24 protein-coding genes are annotated in these 25866 nt (G+C 61.3%); 12 read left to right on the forward strand and 12 right to left on the reverse strand.

Features of this window, described 5'->3' with window-relative positions:
- Positions 1-2 precede the first annotated feature (2 nt).
- Positions 3-1181: a nucleotidyltransferase domain-containing protein gene (locus DN745_RS18175; protein WP_111337150.1), complete on the reverse strand. Its 1179-nt coding sequence runs from the start codon at positions 1179-1181 to the stop codon at positions 3-5.
- 152 nt (positions 1182-1333) lie between these two features.
- Between DN745_RS18175 and DN745_RS18180 the strand changes: the two genes are divergently transcribed.
- Entirely contained in the window at positions 1334-2482 is a 1149-nt protein-coding gene (locus DN745_RS18180) for a DegT/DnrJ/EryC1/StrS family aminotransferase (RefSeq protein WP_111337152.1), read from the forward strand.
- A 157-nt stretch (positions 2483-2639) separates the two neighbouring features.
- Here DN745_RS18180 and DN745_RS18185 read toward each other — a convergent pair whose 3' ends face one another.
- The 10 genes from DN745_RS18185 to DN745_RS18225 all read right to left on the reverse strand — a co-directional run bounded on the left by DN745_RS18185 (position 2640) and on the right by DN745_RS18225 (position 11264).
- Positions 2640-2936, reverse strand: a complete 297-nt coding sequence (locus DN745_RS18185; protein WP_111337154.1) for a type II toxin-antitoxin system RelE/ParE family toxin — start codon at positions 2934-2936, stop codon at positions 2640-2642.
- Complete coding sequence (locus DN745_RS18190; RefSeq protein ID WP_133621946.1) at positions 2933-3160, reverse strand: addiction module protein; 228 nt, start codon at positions 3158-3160, stop codon at positions 2933-2935. Before DN745_RS18190 ends, DN745_RS18185 begins: the two co-directional genes overlap by 4 nt.
- Positions 3161-3702: 542 nt before the next feature.
- The gene (locus DN745_RS18195; protein WP_111337158.1) at positions 3703-4602 is read right to left on the reverse strand and encodes a PorV/PorQ family protein; all 900 of its coding nucleotides are present in this window, start codon (positions 4600-4602) and stop codon (positions 3703-3705) included.
- Positions 4603-4662: 60 nt separating this feature from the next.
- Complete coding sequence (gene thiO, locus DN745_RS18200) at positions 4663-5787, reverse strand: glycine oxidase ThiO (RefSeq protein WP_111337160.1); 1125 nt, start codon at positions 5785-5787, stop codon at positions 4663-4665.
- A 31-nt stretch (positions 5788-5818) separates the two neighbouring features.
- The gene (locus tag DN745_RS18205) at positions 5819-6448 is read right to left on the reverse strand and encodes an A24 family peptidase (RefSeq protein ID WP_111337162.1); all 630 of its coding nucleotides are present in this window, start codon (positions 6446-6448) and stop codon (positions 5819-5821) included.
- Between the two features lie 80 nt (positions 6449-6528).
- Positions 6529-7080 carry a DUF4112 domain-containing protein gene (locus DN745_RS18210; protein WP_204355035.1) on the reverse strand — a complete coding sequence of 184 codons (552 nt, stop codon included), beginning with the start codon at positions 7078-7080 and terminating at the stop codon, positions 6529-6531.
- 620 nt (positions 7081-7700) lie between these two features.
- Positions 7701-7874 (reverse strand): hypothetical protein, encoded by a 174-nt coding sequence (locus DN745_RS19465; RefSeq protein ID WP_162687780.1) that lies wholly within the window; start codon positions 7872-7874, stop codon positions 7701-7703.
- 431 nt (positions 7875-8305) lie between these two features.
- Complete coding sequence (locus DN745_RS18215) at positions 8306-8938, reverse strand: hypothetical protein (protein ID WP_133621947.1); 633 nt, start codon at positions 8936-8938, stop codon at positions 8306-8308.
- A gap of 124 nt (positions 8939-9062) precedes the next feature.
- Positions 9063-10487 (reverse strand): COG3014 family protein, encoded by a 1425-nt coding sequence (locus DN745_RS18220; RefSeq protein ID WP_111337166.1) that lies wholly within the window; start codon positions 10485-10487, stop codon positions 9063-9065.
- 153 nt (positions 10488-10640) lie between these two features.
- A complete protein-coding gene (locus DN745_RS18225; protein ID WP_111337168.1) occupies positions 10641-11264 on the reverse strand; it encodes a penicillin-binding protein activator LpoB in 624 nt (207 codons plus the stop codon).
- A 594-nt stretch (positions 11265-11858) separates the two neighbouring features.
- Here DN745_RS18225 and DN745_RS19640 point away from each other — a divergent pair.
- The 6 genes from DN745_RS19640 to DN745_RS18255 all read left to right on the forward strand — a co-directional run bounded on the left by DN745_RS19640 (position 11859) and on the right by DN745_RS18255 (position 20125).
- The gene (locus DN745_RS19640; protein WP_204355036.1) at positions 11859-12911 is read left to right on the forward strand and encodes a hypothetical protein; all 1053 of its coding nucleotides are present in this window, start codon (positions 11859-11861) and stop codon (positions 12909-12911) included.
- A 352-nt stretch (positions 12912-13263) separates the two neighbouring features.
- Positions 13264-14205: a hypothetical protein gene (locus DN745_RS18235; protein ID WP_133621948.1), complete on the forward strand. Its 942-nt coding sequence runs from the start codon at positions 13264-13266 to the stop codon at positions 14203-14205.
- 69 nt (positions 14206-14274) lie between these two features.
- Positions 14275-15969, forward strand: coding sequence for a hypothetical protein (locus DN745_RS18240; protein ID WP_111337172.1), 1695 nt, complete (start codon positions 14275-14277; stop codon positions 15967-15969).
- 118 nt (positions 15970-16087) lie between these two features.
- Positions 16088-16807 (forward strand): hypothetical protein, encoded by a 720-nt coding sequence (locus tag DN745_RS18245; RefSeq protein WP_111337174.1) that lies wholly within the window; start codon positions 16088-16090, stop codon positions 16805-16807.
- Entirely contained in the window at positions 16807-18126 is a 1320-nt protein-coding gene (locus DN745_RS18250) for a phospholipase D-like domain-containing protein (RefSeq protein WP_111337176.1), read from the forward strand. Before DN745_RS18245 ends, DN745_RS18250 begins: the two co-directional genes overlap by 1 nt.
- 70 nt (positions 18127-18196) lie before the next feature.
- Positions 18197-20125: a phospholipase D-like domain-containing protein gene (locus tag DN745_RS18255; protein ID WP_162687781.1), complete on the forward strand. Its 1929-nt coding sequence runs from the start codon at positions 18197-18199 to the stop codon at positions 20123-20125.
- Between the two features lie 439 nt (positions 20126-20564).
- Here the strand turns inward: DN745_RS18255 and murJ are convergent, their stop codons facing one another.
- Positions 20565-22229: a murein biosynthesis integral membrane protein MurJ gene (gene murJ / locus DN745_RS18260; RefSeq protein ID WP_162687782.1), complete on the reverse strand. Its 1665-nt coding sequence runs from the start codon at positions 22227-22229 to the stop codon at positions 20565-20567.
- Positions 22230-22342: 113 nt separating this feature from the next.
- On the opposite strand from murJ, the gene thiS reads away from it, so the two are divergent.
- From thiS to DN745_RS18285, 5 genes are all read left to right on the forward strand, one after another.
- Positions 22343-22549, forward strand: coding sequence for a sulfur carrier protein ThiS (thiS, locus tag DN745_RS18265; protein ID WP_111337182.1), 207 nt, complete (start codon positions 22343-22345; stop codon positions 22547-22549).
- A gap of 10 nt (positions 22550-22559) precedes the next feature.
- Positions 22560-23363 (forward strand): thiazole synthase, encoded by an 804-nt coding sequence (thiG, locus tag DN745_RS18270; protein WP_111337184.1) that lies wholly within the window; start codon positions 22560-22562, stop codon positions 23361-23363.
- 20 nt (positions 23364-23383) lie between these two features.
- Positions 23384-24004, forward strand: a complete 621-nt coding sequence (locus DN745_RS18275) for a thiamine phosphate synthase (protein ID WP_111337186.1) — start codon at positions 23384-23386, stop codon at positions 24002-24004.
- 124 nt (positions 24005-24128) lie between these two features.
- Entirely contained in the window at positions 24129-24809 is a 681-nt protein-coding gene (locus DN745_RS18280) for a hypothetical protein (RefSeq protein ID WP_111337188.1), read from the forward strand.
- 28 nt (positions 24810-24837) lie between these two features.
- Positions 24838-25854, forward strand: coding sequence for a zinc-dependent alcohol dehydrogenase family protein (locus DN745_RS18285; protein ID WP_111337190.1), 1017 nt, complete (start codon positions 24838-24840; stop codon positions 25852-25854).
- The last annotated feature ends 12 nt before the right edge of the window (positions 25855-25866 follow it).

Consider the following 25866-nt stretch of genomic DNA (forward strand, 5'->3'; position numbering starts at 1 on the left):
AATTAATTCGAGTCGTAGCGCGTTAGAAGGTCAGCCACGCGCGAGGCGCCGCGCCGCAGGTTCTGAGGCAGTTCTTGGAGCGTCAGATGATCTTTGTCTGTGTCGAAAACCGAAGCTGTAAAGCCGGCTGCGTCATCATATAAGAGGGTGTGGAAACCTATCATTTCAGCGCGGTTGAACTTCTTCTCGTTGGGCTCAAAGATATCTGCTTTTTGCAACCAGCGGGCGATAAGCTCTCGCTTCCATCTCGGCGGCTGTAGTTCGCGAAGGACCCAATCTGGGATATCGGTGCCCAATAGAGCTTTTGAGAGAGCAAGGGAGAAGTAGACCGCGGTAATCACTTCGATGCGCTTGACCCAGGCGACAAATTTCTCCCAGTCAGGGTCGGCGTAGGCTACGATTCGGTCGACGTCGGTATGTAAACGCAAGCCGGGCGCGCGTACATAGGTGTGCTTTGCGGTGTGCAATGAGACTTGGAGGAGGTTGGCGGTTGGTTCCAAAAGCAGGACGTTTGAGTCCTCAATGGTCACCGCATCTGCAATGAGATCGTCTCCCGAGGGCTCCTGTTCGGCGCGAATCCACCGGCCCGCGACGGGGCGCCATTGCAATTCGAACCAAACGGTTTCGCCGTCGACTTCTTTGCGGTATTCGGTGCCGCCGCCTTCGAATGCTGCCTGTAGTTCGGCAGGTTCAACAGTCGAGCGAGTCTCAAGCACAAAGCCCATTTCGAGTAAAAGCGCGTGCGCCTCTAAAAACGGTTTCCGCGGGATGAGGACATCAAGGTCACCCATAGGGCAGGCTGCGGGATCGGGATAGATGCCGCGTGCGATGCCCGCGTTTTTAAGTCCCACAAGTGGGATATCGGCTTCCGCAAATTTGTTAGCAACACGATCCAATGTGTCCATTAAGATCGTCATTCGACGGTGGGACGCATCGTAGATCTCTTGCCATAAGTCGCGACCCGCCAGGTCGTCACAGGCGGGGTGGTCGAGGATCGCCTTTGCGATGATCGGGCCGATTTCGTTTCGCTTTGCGAACTCAATAACTTTCTCAGGAGACGTGGCGCGCAGCGTTTGTACTGAGCGCTCGTTCAATGGAGTTTGGGCGGCCATCGCGTTGAGCGCTAGTGCGCGAAGTGGATCCTGGCGGTATTGATCGGCTAATTTAGTTAGTAATTTCATAGAACTTCATTTATTTCGTCAGTGCTGGAGCGTTGTTTGTTTATTCGACCAGCGAACTCGACATTGTCTTAGGTGATTCATAGGATGCATACGAAGACTTAGTCCGTAGTATGCCTTGTCATTTCGCAACCTCTATTCAACTTGGAATTACGATGCAAAAACACCCCAAAATCTACCTCTCCCCACCCCACCTCGGCGAGCTTGAGCGGGGGTTCGTGGAGTCGGCGTTTGAGACGAATTGGATAGCACCTCTGGGGCCGAACGTCGATGGGTTTGAGCGGGAGTTTTGTGAGGAGGTCGGGGCGAAGCATGCGTTGGCCCTGTCGTCGGGGACGGCGGCGCTGCATCTGGCGTTGATTGAGGCCGGGGTGGGGCGCGGCGACGAGGTTTTTGTGTCGACGCTGACGTTTGCGGCGAGCGTGAACGCGATTGTTTATACGGGCGCGACGCCGGTGTTGGTGGATAGTGAGCGGGAGAGTTGGAACCTCGACGCCGGGCTGTTGCGCGAGGCGCTGGAGGCGCGGGCGAAGGTCGGGAAGCTGCCGAAGGCGGTGATGGTGGTGCATCTGTACGGGCAATGCGCGGATTTGGACGCGATCGTTGAGGCGTGTGCGCAGTTTGAGGTGGCGCTGATCGAGGACGCGGCGGAGGCGCTCGGGGCGTCTTATACCGGGGCGGACGGGGTGGCGCGGACGCCCGGGACGTTTGGGCAGAGCGGGGTCTACTCGTTTAATGGCAATAAGATCATCACGACGTCGGGGGGCGGGATGTTGGTGTCGGACGATGAGGCGTTGATCGCGCATGCGCGTAAATTATCGACCCAGGCGCGCGACGCCGCGCCACACTACCAGCACTCGGAGATCGGCTACAACTACCGCCTCAGCAACGTACTCGCCGGGATCGGGCGGGGGCAGATTCGGGTGCTCAAGGATCGCGTAGCGGCGCGGCGAGCGATCTTTGGGCGCTATGTGGAGGCGCTTGGCGGGCTTGATGGGTTGGAGTTTCAGCCCGAGGCGGCGTGGGGGACGCATAACCGGTGGTTGACGGTTTTGACCATCGATGAGGCGGCGTTTGGGGCCACGCGCGAGGATGTGCGCCTGGCGATGGAGGCGGCCAATATCGAGGCGCGGCCGGTGTGGAAGCCGATGCATCAGCAGCCGATCTTCGCGGAGTGCGAGGTGATCGGTGGGGCGGTGTCGGAGGATCTATTTGAGCGCGGGCTGTGCTTGCCGTCGGGGTCGAGTATGACAGCCGAGGAGCAGGCGCGGGTGATTGAGGTGGTGTTGGGGTGTGCGGGGTGAGTGCTTCGGGGCGCGTTGCGAGCGCGGCGCCCCCCTTCTGTCGCTTCGCGACATCTTCCCCGGGGGGAAGATCTTCTGTTGCTTCTGCGGGGCGCTTTGGGTTGACGTGGTGCGGGGCGTTTGCGTGACGTTGCTTAAGGCTTGCGGTGCACTCAAATCAGGCTTCAAGCCGATCTTTCCAATATCCTGGCCGCTGACGCTGATGAGCCACCGCGATAATAATTAACATTTCGGGCTCAATCATATAGATCAGCGCAAAAGGAAATCGCTGCAGCAGAACTCGCCGCGTTCCGTGTGCAAATAAACTTCCGAGTTCAGGGTTTTCTGCCACTATTTTTACGGCGCTTTCAACATCGTCGATAAAGTCGTTTCCAAGTCCGCGGGCCCGAGCTTCATAAAAGTCGACCGACGCCAAAAACTCCTCGCGAGCTGGAGCGAGAAACTGAGTCTTCATGATGACGCGCGTTCCCGCGCCTCATGCATCACATCTTCTGCCGAAACGGACTCAACGCTCCCGTCCCGGTAGCCCTCGACGCGTTGCCGCGCCTCGTCTTTCCACGCGGCGGTAATTAAATCCTCGTCATCAAGGCTTGCGATCAACCGACGCGCGAGCTCCGCACGTTTGGTCCGCGACAACGCGAGTGCTGCCGCTTCAACGTCTTGGGGTGCTAATGACATGGTGACTCCGATTTGGGGGGCGGCTTCTACGCTTTTATAATATAGCGACAACGCCGACTAATTCCCACACGAAATCGGAGCCGCGCTCCTCGCCGAAGGCGGGGATCGTGGCTTGGCGAGGGAGGTTGGTTTTGCGTGGGCTTTGCGGGAGAGTAGTTACGCGAACCGACCACCTTGCAGACGCGCAATTGCGCGAGGCGACCACTTTGCCGATCCGCAACGGGCCCCCGGCCGCTGGACGCGGCCAGCCCCCAGGCTTCGCCCAGGGGCTTATTTCACTGCCGATGCAACCACCTTGCAGACGCGCAATTGCGCGAACCGACCACTTCGCAGACGCGCAATTGCGCGAACCGACCACTTTGCCGATCCGCAACCTCGAAAACCGACCACCCCTAATAACTCGACCATTTTCGCCCCCCAGGCGCAGCCTGGGGGGCAGGCGCACATGCGCCGGGGGGCCGCGCCGCGAACCGACCACTTCGCAGACGCGCAATTGCGCGAACCGACCACTTCGCAAACGCGCAATTGCGCGAACCGGCCACTCAGAAAAACAGCGAGACCGAGGCGTTGACGAAGAAATAGTCGGTGTCGCTGAGGTCCATGCGGAAGCCGGTGTCGATGCCGGCGGATTTCAGGCGCAGGCCCAGGCCGGCGGTGAGCATATTGCGCTCGTTGACCTGCAGGCGTTGGTAGCCCAGGCGCATGGGGACGACGCCACCGGCGAAATACTCGACGCCGCCCTGGAAGAAGGGGTGCACGGCGTTGGGGTCGGAGGTCAGGTCGGCGCCGCCGTCGATGGCGACGACGAAGGATTGCCCGTCGGCGATGCTCAGGCCGCCGGCGACGGTGGTCGGGGCGACGGTGGAGCAGAGGTTATCTTTTTGGCAGACGTCGAGCAGGTTGCGCCCGGCGACGCCGATCTGGATCATATCGCTGACCCGAAAGAGGGCGCCGGCGTCCAGGGTGAAGCCGTTGATGAGCTCGACGGTTTCGGCGTCGGGGACGTCTTGTTTGACGATCATATAGCGCCCGCCCACGCCGATCGAGATCTGCTCGGGGAGCGCCGGGATGGCGATGGCCAGGCGGATGTCGTGGCCGCTTAGCCCGCTGTGGTCGGCGTTGCCGAAGTGGTAGCTATAGGCGACGCCGGCGGCGACGTCGGGGTTGGTCTTGCTGTCGATGATCGAGGCGTTTAGCACCGAGCCGGTGGGGGTGTATTCGTAGACCCCTTCGGCCTGGTACATCATCCGGCTGGCGACGCCGCCGGGGTTGAAATACATCGCGGAGGTGCCCTCGGCCACGCCGGTATACGCCTGTCCCATGCCCGAGGGGCGCACGCCGCGGCTGAATTCCTGGGCGAATGCGGTTTGAGCCACGAGCAGCCCCGCGATGAGCACGCTGAGCGAGGAGATCGATTTTAGATACTTCTGAAAATCACGCATTCTTATTCCACTTATAAAAGACAGAGACGCCCGGCGGTTGGCCCGAGGACGGCGCAAACTCTATATCGTAAAGCGCGCCGAGGTAAAGCCTCGCAAGTCTTCGGGGACGGCGCCGCCAAGGATCGCGTCGGCGACGCCCAGGGCGGTGATGGGGGTCAGCAGGATGCCGTTTCGCCCGTGGCCACACGCCAGCCAGAGGCCGTCGACCGGGGTGGGGCCGAGCACCGGCAGGTTGTCGATGGAGACCGGGCGAAAGCCGGTCCAGATGTCCAGAAGATCGTGGTCGTAGATGCCGGGCATGGTCTCCCAGGCGCCGCGCAACAGCTCGAAGACCCCGCCGGCGGTGGGCGAGGGGTTGAAGCCGCGCTCCTCCATGGTGCCGCCGATGAGCAGGCGGCCGTCGGATTTGGGGACCAGGTAGGCGTCGGGCGCGCGGATGACGTGGCGGCAAATCGCAGGCTCGCCCAGCGCCACCGAGAGCATCTGCCCGCGCACCGGGCGCACGCGCGGCAGGACGCCGCGCGGGATGCCCTTGATGGAGCGGGTCCAGGCGCCGGCGGCGATCAGGAGGTTATCGCACACGACGCGGTCGCCCGCCGCGGTGCGCAGCGCGCGGACTTTGTCGCCCTGGCAGTCCACCGATTCGATGGCGCAATTTTCGATTAACTGCCCGCCGGCGCGCTTAAAAGCCTGCGCCATCGCCTGGGTGAGCCGCAGCGGGTCGACCTGGTGGTCGGAGGCGATATACAGCGCGGATTGCAGGTTCGGGTCGAGGCCGGGCTCGAGCTCGCGGGCCTGCTGGGCGTCGAGCTTCTCGGCGCCTAAGCCGCATTTGACGCGGTAGTCGTGGGTGTGCTCCAGGGCGATCGCGTCGTCGGCGTCCAGCCCGATCAGCAGGGTGCCCTCGTCGCGGTAGTCGACGCTGATGCCGGCGTCTTGCTCGAGCTCGGCGACGAAGTCCGGGTAGAGGGCGAGGCTTTTGAGCCCGAGGTGCAAGAGGGCGTCTTCTTCGAAGGCGACCTCGGAGGAGGGGGCGAGCATGCCGGCGGCGGCGCGGCTTGCGCCCTGGCCGGCGGCGTCGCGCTCAAAGATCGTGACCTTGATGCCGCTCTTGGCCAGCCGCCAGCCGATGCTAAGGCCGGCCACGCCGGCGCCGATGATGGCGAATTCGGTGGATTGAATCATGGGTGTGAATATCGTCTTTTATCGCGCTCGCTTAGAGCGCCTGGAAGGGCATAAGGAACCAGGTCAACAGCCCCGGCCAGCCGTTCGATGCTTCGGTATAGGCGAGGATCGCGCCGGCGAGGATCGGAACGGCGAAGGGGATATGGGAGCGCGGGTCGACCTTTAAGTCCTCGCGAACCATCGTGGTTCGGTACAATACCATGCGATAGAGGCCGCGCAAGAATCGGCCCATGCGCAGGATCATATCTTTGAGGTAGCCGTTGAAGATCGCCATGACGATGCCCATGGCCGAGCCGGCGAAGACCGCGTAAAAGGCGATCTCGCCGAGGCCCTGCAGGCCAAGGAACGCGCCCACGCCCATCAGTAATTTGACGTCCCCGCCGCCCAACCAGCCCAGCGCCGCCAAGAAGATGCCGATGGTGAAGACAAGGACGACCGCGATGAGCCCGCTTAAGAAGCCGTCCAGCCCGCCCACGATGGTGTGGCAGGCGATGCCCACGAGCACCGAGGAGTAGCTGAGTTTGTTGGGGATGCGGCCCTTGCGGTTCTCGCTCTTGACCGAGGTGACGCCGTCCCAGATCGCGGCGGTGAGCAGATAGGCGCCCAGCGGGACGAAGAGGACGAGCTGCACCCAGAGGTCGGATTTAACGAATTCTTCCATAACGGCGTTTGTCGATGACTTGGAGCGGGTTTAGAGGCGCGTTGGCGCGGGGGTTTCGGCCCACGGCCGGGGTCCGCGCATCAGCCTGCGTTGAGCCACCACCATAGCAGAAAGAAAGGCAGCGCGGCGATCGCAAATAGGAAGATTATCGCGACGATGCCCAGGGTGTAGCGCGCAAAGATCGCGCCGGCGGATTTCTTCGGGGCGGGGGCCGGCAGGTGGGTCGGCAGCTTGATCTGGGTGTCGCTTCGGCGCACGCGGTAGTGCTCAAGGAGCATGTCGACGTTCTTTCGATTCGCCTTAAAGGCGGCGTCGAAGATATCGCCGAGCCCGGGCAGATAGCCGCCGACCAGGTCGACGGTCAGGTTCGACACCATGCGCACGAGCACTGGTTTGGGGATGTCCATGCGCAGCGCCTCCCAGAAGATATACACGCCGACCACCCAGCTCGCCCAGTCGCCGCCGCCGGGGATGATGCCGATCAGCGGGTCCAGGCCGACCCGCCAGCCGACGACGGGCACGCGGAATTGCTCGTCCATCAGGTGGGCCAGGCGGTCCAGGCGGGTCAGTGATTTCTGCAGGGTGTCGCGCTCGGCGGTGCTCACCAGGGCGCCGGTGTCGGGGGATTTCATATCAGAAACCTCGTCCTAAACGCGGCGCCTGCTTCGCGGGGGGCGCGCAGCCTGATGGCCCCGAGATCGGAGAAGAAGTCGTATCGGGTGGGGATGCTGCTTTGGTCGGACGCCAGGTCGCACAATGTCTGGAGTAGTATGGCAGGGGTGCTGCTTTGAACTTCGGCGGGGCACCGGGCGACGAGTCGCTGCCGGCTGAAAGTCTGACAAGCCGATCGATCTGCGCCAGCTTAAAATAAGCCCGCGCACCGAAAGGAGTTGGGATAAGGCACAAACGATTCTTCCCCGATCTCGGGGCTACCAGTGTAGCGGGGGCGGCCTGATGTTTTACTGCTGGGTTCCGCATCAATCGGCGCCTCTGCGTTCGAAAGGTCAGGGGTCTAAGACGAAAAGAGGAGCTAAAATTCCCCAGAATTCACGGTGTCGCAAGTTATGGACGGCGCAATGTAGGATATTTCGGCAGAGCGGTCAAAGTTGTGCGGCGGGTTGCGCGGGAGCAGGTCGCCAAGAAATAACCAGACCCGGCTCCTGGGAGCCGGGTCTGGTTATGGGTCGATATAACAATAATCGACAGCCGGATTTCATCCATCAATATCAGCGAATACTCGCGCAACGTGCGATCAAAATTGGATGATGGCCACGCCGCGCTCTTTTTTCTCTTCACGCTCCGTTTCTTCGAATTCGGGGCGATGGTTCGGGTAGAGGGGAATTTCAAGGCGCGGGCGCTCGCGGAGCTCCTCGCGTTTTTGGCGTTCCTTCTTGAGTTCGTCGTAAATGATATAATCCGGCAGCATCGGACTTCCTTTGTCTATGGACTCAGATATTGCGATTCTTCCAGTGGAAGTACGGACGCCCTATTCTAGGATTCTCGATTTCTACAACCCTCTTTGAGGATTGGTGGGCGAGTGACCCTCGGGCAGCTTCACTATAACAACGGCTGGATTGCGTTACTAATTCAATTTTTTACTGATATTGGAAAGAAAATTATGCTCCAGCTTCATAATTTGCTGCTTAAACGTGCGTTTTCGCTAGTGTTTTAAGGCTTTTCGGGCGTTTTTTGATAAATCGTGCTCTTTCGAAATCTTGAAGCCAGCCTAGAATTTTTTTTCAAAATACACAAATTCTTATTTAAATTTTATAAAAAAGGCCGCAACCCGGAGCGGGAAGCGGCCTTTTTCGAGTCATCGGCGACAAATGCGCGATCTTCGGGCGATCTTAGTGCGGATTAGTACCAGCGAATTCCGATCGTTGCGCCGATGGTGTCAAAAGCTGCGTCCGCGTCGAAATAGAAGTGACGGGTGTAGCCAACGTTCATGCCCAGGGCGTGGGTGCCGTTGAGGAAGAACTCGTAGCCGAGGCCGCCGCGCAGGGCCAGGCCCATCTCGTTATAGGTCTGGGTGACCGGGCCGATGGTGGCGTCGTAGGAGGCGTAGGCCAGGCCGGCGCCGGCGTCGATATAGAGGCCGTCGATCAGGAAGAAGTTACCGTTGGCCAGGAAGTTCCAATGCTGGTGGTGGTAGTCCTGGGAGCCCTGCTCGACGTTGCGGATCCAGGTGTTGACGCCCAGGCCGAGGACGATGTTTTTATTGACGCCGCCGCCGATGATGCCGTGCAGGCTCAGGCCGAGCTTGCGCCCGTCGCCCAGGCCGTTGGTGATGCCGTCGTCCTCATTGGCGACCGCGCCGATGCCGCCGCCGACGCCCAGGCCGACGAAGACGCCCTTGCGGTCGGCGTAGCCGTCCAGGGCGAACGCGCTCGAGCTCATCATCAGCACGAAGCCTGCGATGAATAATGCGGCCAGCGCGCGCGGCATAAGAGATGTAGATTTCGAGCGATTCTGTTTCGTGAGGGCTGCCATGGCATATTCTCCAGAGATTGAACTAAGACAAATTGTTTATCGAGATTAGGAGCGAATCACTTTTTCGTCGTCGTTGTGCTGAGCGACTGCGCGGCGACATCTCTTCGCGTCTGTGTAGATAGACTCAGCGTATGCGCGAAAAATTCATTATATTTAGGGAATCTTCTTGAATCGTGATGGAGCGCTCATCGGTGCGACTGTCCACCGCGATATTAATGGAGTGCTCGCCCTCGGGCAGAGAGGTACGCAGGATGCGGATATCGCCGGGCAAGGACATCCAACTGCGGGTGTCCGGGGTGTCGGCGGCGCTCATGCCTGCCTGCAGGGCGAGGCCGGCGAGGGCGCCGAAGCCGCCGCCGCCGCCGGCTTGTACGGCCTGGTCGGTGACCTGGCCGGCGACCGCGCGGGTGATCATGCGCGTGATCGCGGCGGCCATCAGGTTCGGCAGAAGATGGGCGTAACCCACGGTGACCTGGGCGCTGACGTCGATATGCGTGCCCGCGGGGCGGGGCTCGCCGTCGACATAGATGGTGACATTTCGCACCGGCGGCAGCCCCATGGTGGTGAGCATGGGGAAGTTGACCGTCGAGATCGCGCCGGAGGCGACCATCATATTGAGCTGGGTCTGGGTGTCGCTGGAGAATCTGCTGGAGTTGCTCGAATAGGCCATGGCCGCGCCGATCGGCACGCGCTGGGCCTTTCGCCAGGGCGCCAGGCCGGTCTGCACGACCACCAGGGTGTCGCCGCGCATCCACTTTTGGCGATATTGCTCGAAGGTCATGCCGCCGTGAATCGCGACTTCTTCCATGAGCTCGGGGAGCGGCTCGGAGTCGGTGAGCGCGGCGATATCGTGGGGCTTATAGCCGGTGAGGTAGAGCAGGTCGGTGAGGCGAGCCTGGAATTCGGGGTAGCGCACGCCGAAATGCCAGGCGCGGCTGTAGAGACGCGCGGCCTCCGAATAATCGCGGGCGTGCTCAAAGGTCGCGCCGCCCAGGTAATTGCCCAGCGCCAGGATGCCGTTGAGCAGGCTGGTCTCCTCGTCATCCAAAAAGAACTTCTCCATCAGGCTAAAGCGGCGCGACTCGACCTTGGCGCCCTGGATATCGCCGATGGCCAGGTAGTTGATCATATTCAGGGTGTTGAGCAGCAGGCGCTCGTAGGCCGGCGGGACATAGTCCTTGGCGTCGTCGCTATAGAGATAGGTAGCCAGGTCGATCGAGTCGACGTTGGACAGGCTCACGAAGACCATATGGTCGTCGACCACCAGGATATCGCGGGCGGCCAGGTCGTATTTGCCCAGGGATTGCAGGACGGTGGCGCGCTCGAGCAGCAGCAAAATATTGTCGCCCTCGAAGCTCGACGGCAGATGCGCGGAGCTCTGAGTTTCCAGGGATTTATTGAGGATCTGTTCGGCGTATTCGGCCTGGCTGGCGGCCATCGCCTGATGGGCGTTGCGCATCGAGTCCGAATAGCTCGCGCAGCCGCTCAGCCACAGGGTAAAGGCCAGCGATATTAGCAGGAGGCCAAGTTTGGAAGATCGCGTGGGCATACACATGGCAGAAGTCATCGTTTCTGGTGGAGGAGACAGGTCTTCTCAGGATCCGGAGGTGCTGGGTTGAGCGTGATGCGCGGCGCTCGCCCGAGATAGAGCGCGCTCCGCGGGGTCGGCACGAGGACCCGCGGAGCGCGCTATCAGCGAGGCTTATTTCATCAAGCCCTTGGTCAGGGCCGCTTCGTTCTGGAATTTAATGGCGCCGGTCTCGACCTCGAGGACCTGGACGAACATGAAATACTGAACGCGTCGCTCACTGCCGACCTGCTCGGCGACGTCATAGACCTTGCCGGTGACGAAGTATTGCGCGCCCAATTGCTTGCCGTAGGCGGCCAGGCGCTGCGGGTTATAGGCGGCGGACTGCTGGCGTTTGACCTCGGCGATCAGGTCGGGCTGGTTCTCGTGGCTGACCACGTCGGCGGCCGAGTTATTGACCAGATCGGTCTCGAATTTGGAGAGCAGGGCGTCGAGCGATTTGCCGACGTGCTCGGTGGTCTCATTGCGCATCGGGAAGATCGCGACGATGGGGGCGTTGCCGCTGGCGGCCTGGCGATCCCAGTCGCCCATGAGGCGCGCGCTGAGCATCTTATCGATATTCTCTTTGTAGAGGCGATCGATATCCTTGCGGTCAAAGCGCAGGCTCATCGTGTATTCGTCGATGTCGGTCATCTCGGTGTCGCGCACGTATTGCGGCTTGGCGCAACCGATGGACAGGCCGAGCAGGCTGACGGTGGCGAGGATGAGCAGGCGGGTGGGGATGGTCGTGGCTTTCATCGTTTGGTCTCCAAGTTTGGATGGGGTCGGGGGTTAAGCAGGGGGCCCCGTTACGAAATCGGTCGTACTATTATGTCGACCACTTTAATTGATTCGTCTACTGGCAAATTCAAGTGGCAGCCCGGGCGCTTCGCTCCCTGACCTTCCACCTCAGCGCATCGAAGGTTGCCTTCCGGGTAGTTCGACGCGCCAGATTCCGAAATGTTCAAATCAACTTTGATTCCACCATGCGCGCTGCGACGGGCGCAACGGAGTCGGCGCGTGATGGGCCATGACTCTGTGTCCGCGGCGACATTTCGTCGCGCCGCGCGCGAACCCGGTCTAGCGCCCGCCCGTCGGCATCGATCGTGGAAAATCTCGCCTAGCTTAGCCATTTAAGGGCGATCCGCAAGGTAAAGGCGGGTGATCTGCCTGTGATTTAGCCCCAAATAGACCGATTTTGCCAGACGGCGGCTTATTTATTGAATCGTGGCGAAGTTAGTGCTAGATGGTGGCCGTCTAGCTGACTAGACGATTTTTAGCGACACCTTTTGCGTTTGGCGCAAAGCGGTGTGTAAGCACGAGATATGCTCTAATTCCTTTAGGAGTTCCAAGATGAAGACGAAGAACTGGCTGGTATTGCTCGCAAGCTGTGTCGCCCTTGCTTCCGCCCCGCTGATGGGTTGTGGCGACGACGCCGACCCGAGCAATGATAACAACGTGACGGAGAATAACACTCCGACCAACAACACGCCGACGAATAACACGCCGACGAATAACACGCCGACGAATAACACGCCGACGAACAACACGCCGACGAATAACACGCCGACGAATAACACGCCGACGAATAACACGCCGACGAACAACACGCCGACGAACAACACGCCGACGAACAACACGCCGACGAATAACACGACCAGCTGCGTGCCGGCCGATTGGTTCACCGGTCAGGCTTTCGCTGAGGGAACGGACGCGCATAACGGCGGAAACCCGCTCGACGCCGCAAGCGTGACCCTTGATGACGCCGGCCTCCAGGGCATCGTTGACGGTGTGGCAAACGGCACGCCCGACGAGAATAACGACTATATCGTCACCCTCGACACCCCGCTGACGATCACCGGCGCCCTGGTCATCGCCACCGGACGTACCGACAACGACAACACCCCCGACGTGATTGAGGGCAACGACTGGCTCTACCTGCAGGACGCCAACACCGTGGTCGTGCTGAACGCGGGTCCGGGTAAAACCGCATTCCCCGAGGGCGAAGCTCCGACCGAAGCCGTCAAAGTCGGCGACACGGTTAGCTTCTCGACGTCGCAAATCAAAAGCTACGCCGGTGTTTCGCAGGCTGTGCTCGTCACCGACTTCACGATCGACAGCTCCGGGAACGACGTCCCCTTCTCAGACTACACCGGAAAAGACATTCCGTTGGAAGACCTGGGCAAGCTGGTCCGCGTGGGCGGTGTCCTGACCGCCGATAACGGTGGTTGTGGCGGAAGCTCAATCTGCTACACGCTGACCCATGGCGACAAAGAGACGGTGTTCCGCTCGAACTCCGACTTCGTCGACGTCGGCACCTGCGTGACCTTCTTCGGTCCGCTGGGCAGCTTCGACGACGCCGCTCAGCTTAACGAAGTAAACTACGCTTGGACCTACACCAACTAAGCCAAGCCTCGTTTGCTTTGCCGGCCCGGCGCCTAATCATGGGCGCCGGGCCCCATAAACCGGCCTCGCCAAATCGGATTGACCCTGCTACAAGCCTCACGGCTGCGCGATTCGAGCCGATTCCGACGAGGCCGTTTTTTAAAGATGCAGCAAATTCGTAGTAAATAAGATACAAAAACAAACATTCCAAACCGCGTCTGCGACGACCGAGACGGAATACTTTCGACTTCAACTCGACTTTCGAGCCAAGAGATAGAGGGTGCGCATGCCAGGGCAGTTTTTAAAGCAGTATTTTGCCGCTATTTTACTCAGCATTCGATCCTTTCATCCCACTAAATCCAGGGGCGTATCTGTGAATCAAAACCTGCTACGGGGCGGTTTGTTATGCCTTGGGATCTGCGGTGCTCCGCTCTTTTTGGGCGCCTGCGCCGACGCCGAGGGGCCGCTGAATCCCGAGGATTATTATTCGCAGGGGACGTCGACCCAGGTGCTTGAGCCGATCGGCTTTAGCGACAAAAAGTACGCCGAGCGTGGCGAGGACTCCATCGCTTTCCAGGGGGAGACATCCATTGCCGACACGCTCGCGCTTATTACTGCGACCGAATCGGAGCGCACCTGGTACGGCTTTAGTCCGCTGGACCCCTATCCCCTGGGCGGCGACCGCACCTTCGGCGACAACTGCGACCCCTTCCAGAATCCCAACTATCCCGAGCCGATCCGCAAGATCGACGAGCTCCCCACGGTGATCGAGGGTGTGGTGACGCTGCACCCGCGCTATTTCCAAAAGATTCGCGTCTGCGGTGAAGACCAGCGCTATTATGGCGCGTATTTTCTCCAGGATGACACCGGCGGAATTTTGATCCTAAAGGACTCGCGCGTCACCGACTTTACATTCGGCCAGCGCGTTCGCCTGCGGGTGCGCGGGTTGTATAAGAGTTTCGATAGCTACGCAGTGGTGACCTTCGACAATGAAGAAGTGGTCGACCCGGGCACCAAGCACGATATCTATTTTGAGGAAGCCACCGAAGCCCTGGACTTTGACGATATCGGTCAGGTTCGGCGCGTGCGCGGCACCATCTATAGTGAGCCGACCAGCACCAACTTCAACGCGATGTTTATTCGCGACGAGAACGGCGTCTCCTACGCCGCGTCGATCGACCGCGAATTGGCGCAGCGCAATATCGGCCTTAAAAATGGCGTGAGCGTTCAGCTCACCGGGCCGGTGGTCAACTCCTACGGCGATTTCGTGGTCCTGATTTCAAGTCTGGGCCAGATTGAGCGGCTGGACGATTAATTTCAAACGATAGCTTTTCTCCTTCTGCATTTCATTTCGCAATTTTGGTATAGACCCGGAAGTTCAAAGATGAAGTCCAAGTTCTTTGCATTGGCCGCGCTCGGCGGTGTTCTCGTTCTCCCCCAATTCGTTTTTCCTCAGGTGGCGACCGCCCAGCAATTGGGCGCCGATGATACCACTTCGCTTGAGGTCGACGGCAAACTCGTCGCACCTCCGGCCGAAGAGGCCGTCGAAGACGCCGAGGAAGAAGCGTCCCCGCTGAGCTGGGACTTTCGCGTCACCAACGAATTTCACGCCTTCGATAACCTGGACCTCTTGCCGCTCAAAGAGGACACGCCCCAGGATATTCTGGACACCGATGACCGGCAGAACTTCGGTTATACCAGCCTCGCCGCTGGGGTCTCCTACGATGTCCGCGAGGACACCTCGTTCAACCTGGGCGCGGCCGTAAGCGGCATGTGGGGCAACGACCAGATCGGCGCGAGCACTGGCTTTGGCGGCTTCGCTTATATCTATGACCTGTCGGTGGATTGGGCCGCGTTTGCCAACGACGACTTCGCGCTGTGGACCACGATCGGGCGTCAGAGCTACTCGATCGGCGGCGCCGACAAAGACTATTTCTTCAACGACATCATCGACGGCATCACGCTCAACGCCGACTTCGGCGTGGCCGGGCGCCTTCGCCTGATGTTCGACGTGTACGGCGACTCCGGCCGCCCCGATGACGTCAACTTCCTGCGCTATATCAGCGCCAATAAGCAGACCACGAATAACTTCCGCGGCGACACCGATATCTATCGTTTCGGCGGCGTCTACGAGCTGCTCGACATGGTCAAAGGGGTCGACCTTCGCGCCTTCGGTTATGGCTCGGCGATCGGCGCCTTGCGCACCAGCAGCAACTCGCAGACCACCGGCGCGGATATCTCCACGCAGGGCGTTCTGGGGAACTTCGCGGACCAAGACTACACGATGATGTTCGGCGCGCGCGCCAACTACACCTATGAGTCGGACACCCTGGTGGCCGGCGTCATGGGCGAGTACGCCCGCTCGATGGGTATCGACCGCAAGGCGCGTCGCCTGGGTCTGTATGACGTCGACACCGACGGCAACGCGTTCGGCGTGGGCGCTCACGCCGGCGTCGACCTCGGCGGCTACGGCGTTGAGGGCCGCTTCCGCTTCTTCCGCGCCGACGGCGGAAACCACAGCAAGGCCGAAGGCCTGCCCTACAGCCACGGTTTCGTGGGCATGAAGGGCTCGCAGGTCGGCGGCATCAATATGAGCCGCTACGCTGGATGGCGCCCGAGCGCGTATGTCAGCAACTCCTCGGGCATCAGCGACAACCCGCAGGACCTGAACCGCGGCGCCGGCACCATGTCGGCCCACGGCGGGCTGGGCTTTTTGCTCGGCGAGACCATGCGCCTGGACCTGGACGGCTGGTATTTCCAGGACACCTCGGAGACCAACTTCGACGTGACCCGCGCGCGTGAAGTCGGCCAGGACATCGCCTTCGGCTATAGCGAGGCGGAGCTCGCCGCGCAGGAGCGCTTCGGCAAATCCCTGGGCACCGAGCTCAACGCGACCCTGACGGTCAGCCCCAACGATGTGCTCAGCATCTACGCCATCGGCGGCGTGTTCATGCCCGGCGAGTTCTACGAGACCCGCATCAACCGCACCGCCGGTACCTCGCTGGGTGCCCCGGGCGGCGACGCCGACAACCTGGAGAATTTCTGGGTTGCCAGCGCAGGCGCGACGCTCGCGTTCTAATTGAGAGGCCGGCGCGCGGGCACCACGCCCGCGCGCCGGCCGCGTAGGTAGGTTTTAAGAATTATCGGTCGTTGGAGCATCCAAACGACTCAAGCGCTCACCAGGTTAACGGGCCATCATGACTAAGAAGCTCAATATTGCGCTCATCGTCGCCCTCGCATCGACGCTGGGCATGGCTGCCGGCTGTGAAGACCCCGGCGACTCGGATCAAACCCCGCTGTACCGTTGGGTTCAGGACGGCGCGCCCTCCAGTGGAGAGCGCGGCGCGATGATGATCACCGAGATCAACTACGCCGGAAGCGTTCGCGACGACGGCACCCACGACGCCGATGATATTTTTATCGAACTCCAGAATAAGCACCCGCGACCGATCAATATCTCGGGCTGGCATCTGACGATCAAGGGCGACCTGAATCGGGAATATCGCATTCCCATGATGGAAGACCCGATCATGCCCAATGACTATTTTGTCATCGCGCGCAAAGCCGACGGGGCCTTCAAGGACTCGGCCGGCGTGATTATGCCGGAGCTGGAGTTGGGCGTTCGGCGCGTGCGCGTGCAACTGCGCGACTACGATAAGCGCATGATGGAAGACGGCGGCTCGACGCTCCAGGAGGTCTTCACCGGTGGCTACGACACCGTGTCGACCCGCTCGATGGAGCGCGTGCAGTTGATCTTTGCCAACGCCGGCGGCAACGCGCGGAATTGGCATGCATACTCGAACGACCGCGGTGGTGAAGGGGTGGCTGAGGGGTGGAAGAAGTTCACCCTGATGAGCCCCGGAGAAGCCAATAGCTCGGACTACTCAGGCAGCAGCACGACAGGGAGTTTTGAATAATGGTTAATCTCTTTAAAATAGACACCCGAAATAAGCGCCGCGGCGCCCTGCTGAGCATGGCGGGCGCGACCGGCTTGTTGCTGACGACCCTGTGCTTTGGCGGCTTTGGCTGCGACAACAGCGAGCCCCCGAGCATCACCGAGTCGTTTAATAAGGCGCAATTTCAGAGCGCGCCGGCTGTGCAAGACAGCAATCACCGCGCCCAATTGATCGCCGACATTCTGGCGGCCAGTGACACCGTGGATATCGCCGTGTCGCGCCTGGAAGACACCGAGGTCGCCGACGCACTGATCGCGGCGCATAAGCGCGGCGTCAACGTGCGGGTGGTGTCGGATTGGGATTCCTGGGGCGGCGGCACGAACCCCGACGCGGGGCTGCAGTTGCTTGAAGACGCCGACGTCCTGCCGGTCTACGGCGACGGCGAACTGATCTATCTGCCCGAGCCGACGCTGGCGTCGATCCTTGGGCGATGCCAGGAGAGCGTGGCCCAGCAGTATTATATGTGCGGCGCCGGACAATCTGGCGACCAGGGCGCGATGACCCGCCCGGGCAAATACAACCTGATGAGCCATAACTTCGCCATCATTGACGGCATGACGGTGTGGAATTTCCCGTCGCTGGTCAACGGCGAGCAGCCCTGGGTGGGCTGGCGCATCGAGAGCTCGATCCTCGCCTACGATTTCCGCAGCGAGTTCCAGCAGATGCACGGCGGCGTCTTCGCCACCACCCTCGACGTCTATAACGGCCCGATCAAGTCCAATACCAACAGCACCGTTGATTATTTGACCGACCAGGGGCGCATGCGCGTCCTGTTTAACCCGCAGCAACGCCTGGTCAAAGCGGTCATCGACCAGGTCTATAAGGCCAAGTCTTCGGTCTGGTTGATGACCGATAGTATTGGGCATCCGCAGCTTCTGAAGGCGCTCGAATATAAGAAGAATAACGGTTTCGACGTGCGCGTCATGGTGCACCCGGCGCATCAGGCCGAGGGCGACTTGAAGGTCAGGCTCCAGGCGCTCGGCGCGCGCATGGCGCCGGCGGGGCTTGACCACCTGCCGACCATGGTCGTCATCGACGAGCTTCCCGACCGAAACCGGGACCGTCGCCCGCGTCAGGTCATCTCGGTGAGCCATCCCCTGTGGAACGCGTCGCCCTACGAGGTCGAGACTTCGAGGCCCAACGATATCGTGAAGGTCTACCCGTCTGACCTCTTCGTGGACGGTAATATGTGGCACCTGTCGGAGTCCGGATCGACCGTGCATAAGGACACCCTGCTCGACCAATATGTCGCGGCCTGGGAAGAAGTCTGGGAGCGATAAGCTCGGCGGCGGTTGGTAGGAAGCTGAGTTTCAAATGTGCAATTCCTTAGCCTGGTTAAATGGCGATACGATGAAAAAATATCTTTCGAGTCAGACGAACCACCCCGCGAAGCTGTCGCGCGCGCTGATCTGCGCCGCGGCGCTGCTCCTGGTTGGATTGGGCAGCGCGAGCTGTAATTACGACGACCCCGTGGACCGCGAGAACCTTGAGGGGACGATTCAGCCCTTCTTCAACTCGCCGGGAACCCGCGCTGGGACCGAGCAAAACCGGCTCTCCAGTGAATTCGTCGTGCAGCAATTCGACGAAGCCAAGGTCTCCCTAGACCTGTGCACTTACGGGCTGTCGAAGACCAATATCATCGAGGCCGCGGTGCGCGCGCACAAGCGCGGCGTCAAGGTTCGCGTCGTCGGCGACGCGCGCCACCTGCACTATAACGGCCCTGGTTACCGCGCGTTCGTCGAGAACCAGATCCCGATGCAGGCCGGCAACCAATTCCACATTATGCACAATAAGTTCTTCATCATTGACGGGCGTTTCGTCTTTGTGGGGACAGGAAATATCACGTCGACCGGGTTTGACCGCAATAATAATAACTGGATCTTCACCGACTCGGTCCCGCTGGCGCAGGACTTTTTGGCGGAGTTCAACCAGATGTTCGAGGGTAAATTCTCGAGCGCCAAAGAGCGGATCAATAACGGCGAGAGCTATACCGTCGGGGACACCGAGGTCGAGGTTTATTTCTCGCCCCAGGAAGACGCGATGGGTAAGATCCTCGAGGAGCTCGACAAGGTCGACACCTCGATTCACTTCCAGATCTTCGCGTTCACCAAGGACCAGGTCGGCAGCAAATTCCTCGAGAAGCACCGCCAATTCCAGCGTGAGAACGAGGAAGCCGCGGCCGCAGGACTGCTGGACCCGGATTGGAAGGAGAAATCCCCGCTCGAGTGGCCCAAGAAGGTCGTCGGCGTGCTTGACCGCAGCCAGATTCACGGCAACGGCCAATACCACGAGGGCTACCGCATGAACGCCTTCGGCATCCCGATGCGCCTGGAGGGCAACGAGAACTCGCGGCTCCCCGGTGACTATCAGGCCGGCGGTGGACGTCTGCACACCAAGACGATGATCCTGGACGCGGGCACCCCGAACGCGCGCGTTATCACCGGCAGCTTCAACTGGTCGTCGTCGGCGACGATCTCCAACGACGAGGTGCTTATGGTGCTTCGCGGCGAGCGCATCACCAACGCCTATATGGAGGTCTATAACGAGATCTGGGGCATCAGCCGCAGCATCGACGGCGGGCTTTGCTATTATATGGACGACCCCAAACCCGCGTGCTCCAAAGAAGTGGGCCCGGGCGACGTGGTGTTCAGCGAGGTCCAGTGGGACGGTTGGAACGGGCAGCTTGATATCAGCGACCACACCGGCAACTTCCGCCGTGATGTGAGCAACGATGAGTTTATCGAGCTATATAACCCGACCGATCGGGCCATCAACCTGTCGATGTGGACCATCACCAACGGCTACGACTTCAAGGTCGGGTTCACGCCGGGGACGGTCATCGGGCCGAAGGAATATTTCCTGCTGCTCAACCATAACTCCGCCCCCTATACCGAGGGCGACCCGCAGCGCGGAAACCAGGCGTTTTTGAACCCGGACTTCGTGCTCAATATCGCCAACGACCCGCGCTTCTTGAGCCTGAACCTTAAGAACGCCGAGATGCAGCTCGACCTGCGCGACGCCACCGGCGAGGTCATCGACCGCGCGGGCGACGGCGGCGTGCCCTTCTACGGCGGGCGTAAGATCGTCGGCGGCAGCGGCAATAATGTGGTGGTGCATAACCTGTCGATGGAGCGCATCATCGGGGCCGACGGCACCATCGGTGACGGCACCAAGGCGAGCTCGTGGAAGGCCTGCTCGCTTCCGCAGGGCGGCGCGAACGTGGCCGAAGACTACCGCAGCTTCATGATCTCGACCCCGGGCGAGCCCAACAGCCCCTGAGTTGAGGCGCCGGTTTGGGCGCTGAAGCGGAAAGCCCCGGGACACCTCGAAGGAGGTGTCCCGGGGCTTTTTTGTGGCGATGGGGTTGGCCTAAGGGGGGGGACCCCGAGGCGGGCATATAGAGCATCACGAGGCGCGGGGGTGGAGCCCGACGCGCGCCGTTATCCCATTGTCGTCGGGGCCGCCGAGGCTCGGCCGACAATATGCAGCATCTCGCCGGTTGCCTGCCGAGGCTTAGCCGAGAATATAGAGCATCATAATTTTCGGGGTCTACCCCCGTGCCTGGCGATGGAGCATCGACGTATTTGGGGGTGAACTCGCACCGTCGACGATGCTCGATATGGAGCGTGGGCGGCTCGCCCGCATAAAGGCGTACGGCGCGGCGAAATACGAGCTTGTCGGCTGGGCATCGAGTCGCATTTTGGCGCGATGGCCGGCTTTACGGGGCGGTCTTGCCCCGCGCAAACCGCCGGCGCAGCCGGCCCAGGATGGCGTCGAGCTCCGGCGGGTTCAGCAGGGCGACCATCAGCGCGCCGACCGCGAAGAACGCGGCGCCCATGGCGATGAGCAGGGCGATATTTTCGACGGGCAGGCGGAAGTCGAGATAGGGCGCGAGCAGGTGGCGCGCGCCCCAGGCGGCGGCGCCGCACGCCACGCCAAAGAGCGCGCCGCGCAGGATCCCCGCGGCGATCGGCTTGAGCGGCAGCGCGCCGACCCGGACGCGGTACACGCCCAGGGTCGCCAGGGCGTTGAGGGTGATGCCGATGGTGGTCGAGGCGGCCAGGCCGAGCACGCCGTAGGCGCCGTAGAGCCACCAATAAATGGGCAGCGACACCAGGACCACCACCGTGCCGATGACCATCGGGGTGATGGTGTCCTGGCGGGCATAAAACCCGCGGGTGGCCAGGGTCTGGATGGCCCAGGCGGCCAGGCCGGCGGCGAAGATGACCATCAGGCTGGCGGTCTGCGCGGCGTCGGCGGCGGTGAAGGCGCCGCGTTTAAAGACCAGCCAGATGATGGGCTCGGCGATGACGATGAGCCCGGCTGAGCCCAGCATCGACAAAAACCCCACGCGTTGCAGGCTGCTGGCGAGCATGGCGCCCATCTCGGTCTCTTTTCCCTGGTGGTAGAGGCGGGTCAGAAACGGCAGCGCCGCCTGGCCGGCGGCCTGGCCGATCACGGCGAAGAGCACGAGCATCATCTTGCGCGAGTTATTCAGCCAACTGATCGCGCCGTCGGGGGCCAGGGAGCCGAAATATTTGAGCAGCCACTCGTCCACGGTCACCAGGCTTACGCCGACCATCAGCGGCAGGGCGAGCAGCACAAAGGTGCGAAAATCCTTGTCGAAGGGGTCGAAGCGGAACTTGAATTTGATCTCTTTTCGGGCCGCCCACACCGGCAAAAGCAGCGGGCCGAGAAGCGCGCCCACGACCACGCCGACCGCGAACCCCTGAATCCCCAGCCAGGGCTCGAGCAGCAGCCCGCCCAGGATAATGCACACATTATAGACGAGCGGGGCGAGCGCGGCGGGCCAGAAGACCTCGCGCACAAAGAGGGTCGCCTGGAGCAGGCCGCCCAGATAAAACGCCATCTGCGCCGGCACCACGATGCGCGTCATCTGAATCGCCAGCTCCAATTGGCGCGGGTCGTTGACGAAGCCGGGGTTCACAAGTGGGATGAGATAGGGCGTAAAGATCTCCAGCGCGATCACAAACGCCACGACCACCACGCCCATGGTCGAGGCGATGGTCGAGAACATCCGCCAGCCGGCTTCTTCTTCGCCGCGCGAGATATAACTTGAGAAAAGTGGGATGAAAGTCACCGATAGCGTCCCACCGGCGAGCAGGTAGGACATGAGATCGGGGAGTGTGAAGGCGGCGTAGTAGGCGTCGGTGGCGTAGCTTGCGCCGTGGGTATAGGCGATCACGGCCTCGCGCAAAAAGCCCAAAATACGGCTTAAAAAGATGCTCGCCGCCAGGATAAGCGCGGCGATGCCCATGCGGCTGCCCACGCTGCGTGCGGGCTTTTCGCCCGGCGCGGGGGCCTCGGTGGGCGAGGTTTCGGCGTCGTCTGCGGGGGATTCGGGCTTGTTTGTCTGGTTCATACGACGGTTGGGGGTCATGTTTATCGAGGCAAAAGAACAGTCCCATTGCAGACTGACCGCCGGATGGTGCTATGTTATGGATGGGTTGTCACTGTGAAGCGGAGGAAATCACGATGAACCTTATCATAAATGGCGAAAATAAGTCTTTTCAGGCGGAGCAACTTACGATCCGGGAGATGCTCGGGCATCTGGATATCACGCAGCGAAAAGGCGTGGCGGTTGCTCTTAATAACGCGGTTATCCCCCAGAGCCAATGGGAGAAACACGCGGTCGCCGACGGCGACCACGTCGAAGTCATTCGCGCAACTCAAGGTGGGTGAGATAGAAATTATGAGCAGCGAAACACCAAAGAACGACAATAAACTGGTCATCGGGGCGCACGAGTTCGACAGCCGCCTGGTGATCGGGACGGCGGGCTACGCGAATTTTCAGGTGATGCTGGATTGCGTGCGCGCGAGCCGCGCCGAGATGGTGACGGTGTCCATTCGGCGTATCGACCTGGCGGCGTCCCAGGAGTCGGGGGTGCTCGACCTGTTGGCCGACGAGTGCACGATTTTGCCCAATACCGCGGGTTGCTTCACCGCGCGCGACGCCGTCTTCACCGCCCAACTCGCCCGGGAGGCGCTGCAGACCAACCTCATCAAGCTCGAGGTGATCGGCGACGACGAGACGCTGTTGCCCGACGGCGAGGAGCTGCTCAAGGCGGCGCGCCAACTGGTGAGCGAGGGTTTCGATGTCATGGCCTATAGCAATGACGACCCGATCCTATGCAGCAAATTACAGGACGCCGGCTGCGCCGCGGTGATGCCGCTTGGCTCGCCGATCGGCAGCGGCATGGGCATTCAGAACCCCTATAATTTGCGCATTATCCGCGACCTGTTGGAGGTCCCGATGTTCATCGACGCCGGCATCGGCACCGCCTCGGACGCGGCGTTTGCGATGGAGTTGGGGTGCGACGGGGTGCTGTTGAACACGGCGATTTCGGGGGCGAAGAAGCCGGTGGTGATGGCCGACGCGTTCCGAAAGGCGGTCGAAGCGGGGCGCTCGGCCTACGTCGCCGGGCGAATCCCGCGGCGCCACTACGCTCAGGCGTCCTCGCCGACCGCGGGCATGGTGCAGTGGAAAGACAGCTAACCCGGTGAGATAGGAGTGCCATGGAGTATTCGAGGCTCTATCTAATATTCGACATTCCCCAGGCGCAGGCCGACTTGCCTGCGCTTCGCGCCACCTTCGAGGCGGTGTTGGCGGGCGGCGCGCGCATGATTCAATTGCGCGCCAAACAGTTGAGCGGCGAGGATTTTCGCGAAGTCGCCGAAGAATTAGTGCCGTTGGCCAACAGCGCGGGGGCGCAGGTTTTTATCAACACCCGCGCGGCGATCGCCCACGAACTGGGCGTCGCCGGCATTCACCGGCCCGCGCGCGGCCCCGCGGTGGCCGAGCTAAAAGAGGGGGGGCTGCGCGTAGGCGTGTCGACCCACTCGCTGGGCGAGGCGTTGGCCGCCGAAAAAGAAGGCGCCGACTTTGTCACGTTTAGCCCGATCTTTGAGAGCGCGTCCAAGCCCGGCTACGGGCCGGCGCTTGGGCTGGAGCGCCTGGGCGATCTCTGCGCGACCCTCTCGATCCCGGTCTACGCGTTGGCCGGCGTCACGCCCGAGAACGCCCAGGACTGCCGGGAGGTCGGCGCCTTTGGCGTGGCGGTGATGGGTGGTATTTTGAGCGCACAAGACCCCAGTGAAGCGACGCGGCGGTATTTAGAAATATTGGGCGCGCCCTGACGCGCGGTCGAAGCGCCCGTGCAGGCCTTCGCGCTTTTGCTATTGATGGAGATGTTGCGAAGTGACCCAGCCTGAAAATTCTCGGAGGCGTTCTGTCATTTTAGGGCTCACCGCGGCGATCGCGATGCTTGCGAGCGGTTGTATCCCGATCGCCTGGGTGACGCCGCCTATTCAGCTTGAGGCGTCGGTGGGCGCGGCCGTGCGCGAGGAGGCGCGGTCAGATGCGCAGGATGTCAGCGCAGCGTTTCCGATGAGCGCGTCGATCATGCCGCTGCAGGCGTTCCCTGCGATGGGTGCCCGGTCATTTGACCTGGGTGCGGGCTACCATCTGATGCCGGCGACGAGTCATCGTTTTAACCACGGGCCGCATATCGACCTCGCGCTATTGCATCCGGTTGATCACCCGGGATTTTTGGATTGGGCGTTTGGCGACGCGACGCGCGCCCGTGTCGGCCTGCGCCTTCGCGGGCAGGCGTTTTTGGGGGGACATACCGATGCGGTCGGGCATGGAGCCGGGCTGCAAGTTTCCTTCGAGGGCTTCAGTTTTGGCACCGAGGATTTCAGCGGGTGCACGCTCAACGGGTCCGACGAGCCAGCCGCATATCGTGCCCTTGGCGATGACAGCGCCAATAACGAGGGCGCGTTTTGCGGCAGCGGGTTCACCTGGGGCGAAACGGGGTTTGGGCTTTTTGCCGAGACCTCCTACTCGCGAATCGACTTGCGGGACCAGTGGATATTTAGCCTGGGTGTGAAGGGGCGTCTTCCGGCCACGTTGGGCATCGGGTTTATCGCCACCAATTTCTAGCCAGGAATTTAGACAGGGAGCGATCGAGATGAAAATTTATGAGATTCAGGGTGAATTCGGGCTCGACAATTTTGTGCAATCCGAGCGCCTCGATCCGGTCTGCGGCCCCGGTCAGGTTCGCATCGCGATGAAGGCCGCGGCGCCAAATTTTCGCGATCTGATGATGATCGAAGGGCAATATAATCCGCGCCAACCGCTGCCGCTGATTCCGTTTTCGGATGGCGCAGGCGAGGTAGTGGAGGTGGGCGCGGGCGTCGAGAATCTGAAGGTCGGCGCGCGCGTCGTTCCATGCTTTGCCCAGGGTTGGCGCTCGGGCGCGCCGTCGCGCGACAAATTCAAGCGCACGCTGGGCGGGCCGATCGACGGGGCGATGGCCGAGTATATGGTGGTCGACGCCGAAGATGCCGTGGAGTTCCCGGATTATCTAAGCTTTGTAGAAGCCGCGACCCTGCCATGCGCCGCGCTCACTGCCTGGAACGCGCTGGCCGAGACGGGCTCGGTGCGGGCGGGCGACGTGGTGGTCTGTCAGGGGACCGGCGGCGTGTCCATCTTCGGGCTCCAATTCGCCAAAGCGCTGGGCGCCGAAGTCATCATCACGTCGAGCTCCGACGAGAAGCTCGCCCGGGCGATGGCGCTGGGCGCAAGCCACGGCATCAATTATCGCAGCGAGCCGAAATGGGGCAAAGCCGTGCGCGAACTCACGGGCGGGCGCGGCGCGGACCATATTCTGGAGGTCGGCGGCGCCAAGACCCTGGAGCAATCGATGGCCGCAGTGCGTTACGGCGGCGAGATCAGCGTCATCGGTGTGCTTAGCGGGGCCAGTCAGAACCTGAATATTGTGCCGATTCTGATGCATCAAATTCGTGTCCAGGGGATCTTCGTGGGGAGCGGGGAGATGCTCGAGAATATGATGCGCGCCATGCGCGCCCACGAGGTTCGCCCACAGGTTGACCGGGTCTTCGACTTCGACGAGGCGCCGGAGGCGTTGCGGTATTTGAAGGCGGGCAAGCATTTCGGGAAGGTGGTTATTCGGATTGGCGGATAGAGCTGAATAGAG

Origin of the sequence: Bradymonas sediminis (genome assembly GCF_003258315.1) — a bacterium.
GTDB lineage: Bacteria > Myxococcota_A > Bradymonadia > Bradymonadales > Bradymonadaceae > Bradymonas > Bradymonas sediminis.

Coding starts and splice junctions, on each gene's coding strand:
- thiS (WP_111337182.1), top strand. CDS start 22,343: ATGAACCTTATCATAAATGGCGAAAATAAGTCTTTTCAGGCGGAGCAA.
- murJ (WP_162687782.1), bottom strand. CDS start 22,229: ATGAACCAGACAAACAAGCCCGAATCCCCCGCAGACGACGCCGAAACC.
- DN745_RS18255 (WP_162687781.1), top strand. CDS start 18,197: ATGAAAAAATATCTTTCGAGTCAGACGAACCACCCCGCGAAGCTGTCG.
- DN745_RS18220 (WP_111337166.1), bottom strand. CDS start 10,487: ATGCCCACGCGATCTTCCAAACTTGGCCTCCTGCTAATATCGCTGGCC.
- thiO (WP_111337160.1), bottom strand. CDS start 5,787: ATGATTCAATCCACCGAATTCGCCATCATCGGCGCCGGCGTGGCCGGC.
- DN745_RS18285 (WP_111337190.1), top strand. CDS start 24,838: ATGAAAATTTATGAGATTCAGGGTGAATTCGGGCTCGACAATTTTGTG.
- thiG (WP_111337184.1), top strand. CDS start 22,560: ATGAGCAGCGAAACACCAAAGAACGACAATAAACTGGTCATCGGGGCG.
- DN745_RS18205 (WP_111337162.1), bottom strand. CDS start 6,448: ATGGAAGAATTCGTTAAATCCGACCTCTGGGTGCAGCTCGTCCTCTTC.
- DN745_RS18215 (WP_133621947.1), bottom strand. CDS start 8,938: ATGGCAGCCCTCACGAAACAGAATCGCTCGAAATCTACATCTCTTATG.
- DN745_RS18280 (WP_111337188.1), top strand. CDS start 24,129: ATGCTTGCGAGCGGTTGTATCCCGATCGCCTGGGTGACGCCGCCTATT.
- DN745_RS18210 (WP_204355035.1), bottom strand. CDS start 7,080: ATGAAATCCCCCGACACCGGCGCCCTGGTGAGCACCGCCGAGCGCGAC.
- DN745_RS18225 (WP_111337168.1), bottom strand. CDS start 11,264: ATGAAAGCCACGACCATCCCCACCCGCCTGCTCATCCTCGCCACCGTC.
- DN745_RS19640 (WP_204355036.1), top strand. CDS start 11,859: ATGAAGACGAAGAACTGGCTGGTATTGCTCGCAAGCTGTGTCGCCCTT.
- DN745_RS18175 (WP_111337150.1), bottom strand. CDS start 1,181: ATGAAATTACTAACTAAATTAGCCGATCAATACCGCCAGGATCCACTT.
- DN745_RS18180 (WP_111337152.1), top strand. CDS start 1,334: ATGCAAAAACACCCCAAAATCTACCTCTCCCCACCCCACCTCGGCGAG.
- DN745_RS18245 (WP_111337174.1), top strand. CDS start 16,088: ATGACTAAGAAGCTCAATATTGCGCTCATCGTCGCCCTCGCATCGACG.
- DN745_RS18250 (WP_111337176.1), top strand. CDS start 16,807: ATGGTTAATCTCTTTAAAATAGACACCCGAAATAAGCGCCGCGGCGCC.
- DN745_RS18190 (WP_133621946.1), bottom strand. CDS start 3,160: ATGTCATTAGCACCCCAAGACGTTGAAGCGGCAGCACTCGCGTTGTCG.
- DN745_RS18195 (WP_111337158.1), bottom strand. CDS start 4,602: ATGCGTGATTTTCAGAAGTATCTAAAATCGATCTCCTCGCTCAGCGTG.
- DN745_RS18185 (WP_111337154.1), bottom strand. CDS start 2,936: ATGAAGACTCAGTTTCTCGCTCCAGCTCGCGAGGAGTTTTTGGCGTCG.
- DN745_RS19465 (WP_162687780.1), bottom strand. CDS start 7,874: ATGCTGCCGGATTATATCATTTACGACGAACTCAAGAAGGAACGCCAA.
- DN745_RS18275 (WP_111337186.1), top strand. CDS start 23,384: ATGGAGTATTCGAGGCTCTATCTAATATTCGACATTCCCCAGGCGCAG.
- DN745_RS18240 (WP_111337172.1), top strand. CDS start 14,275: ATGAAGTCCAAGTTCTTTGCATTGGCCGCGCTCGGCGGTGTTCTCGTT.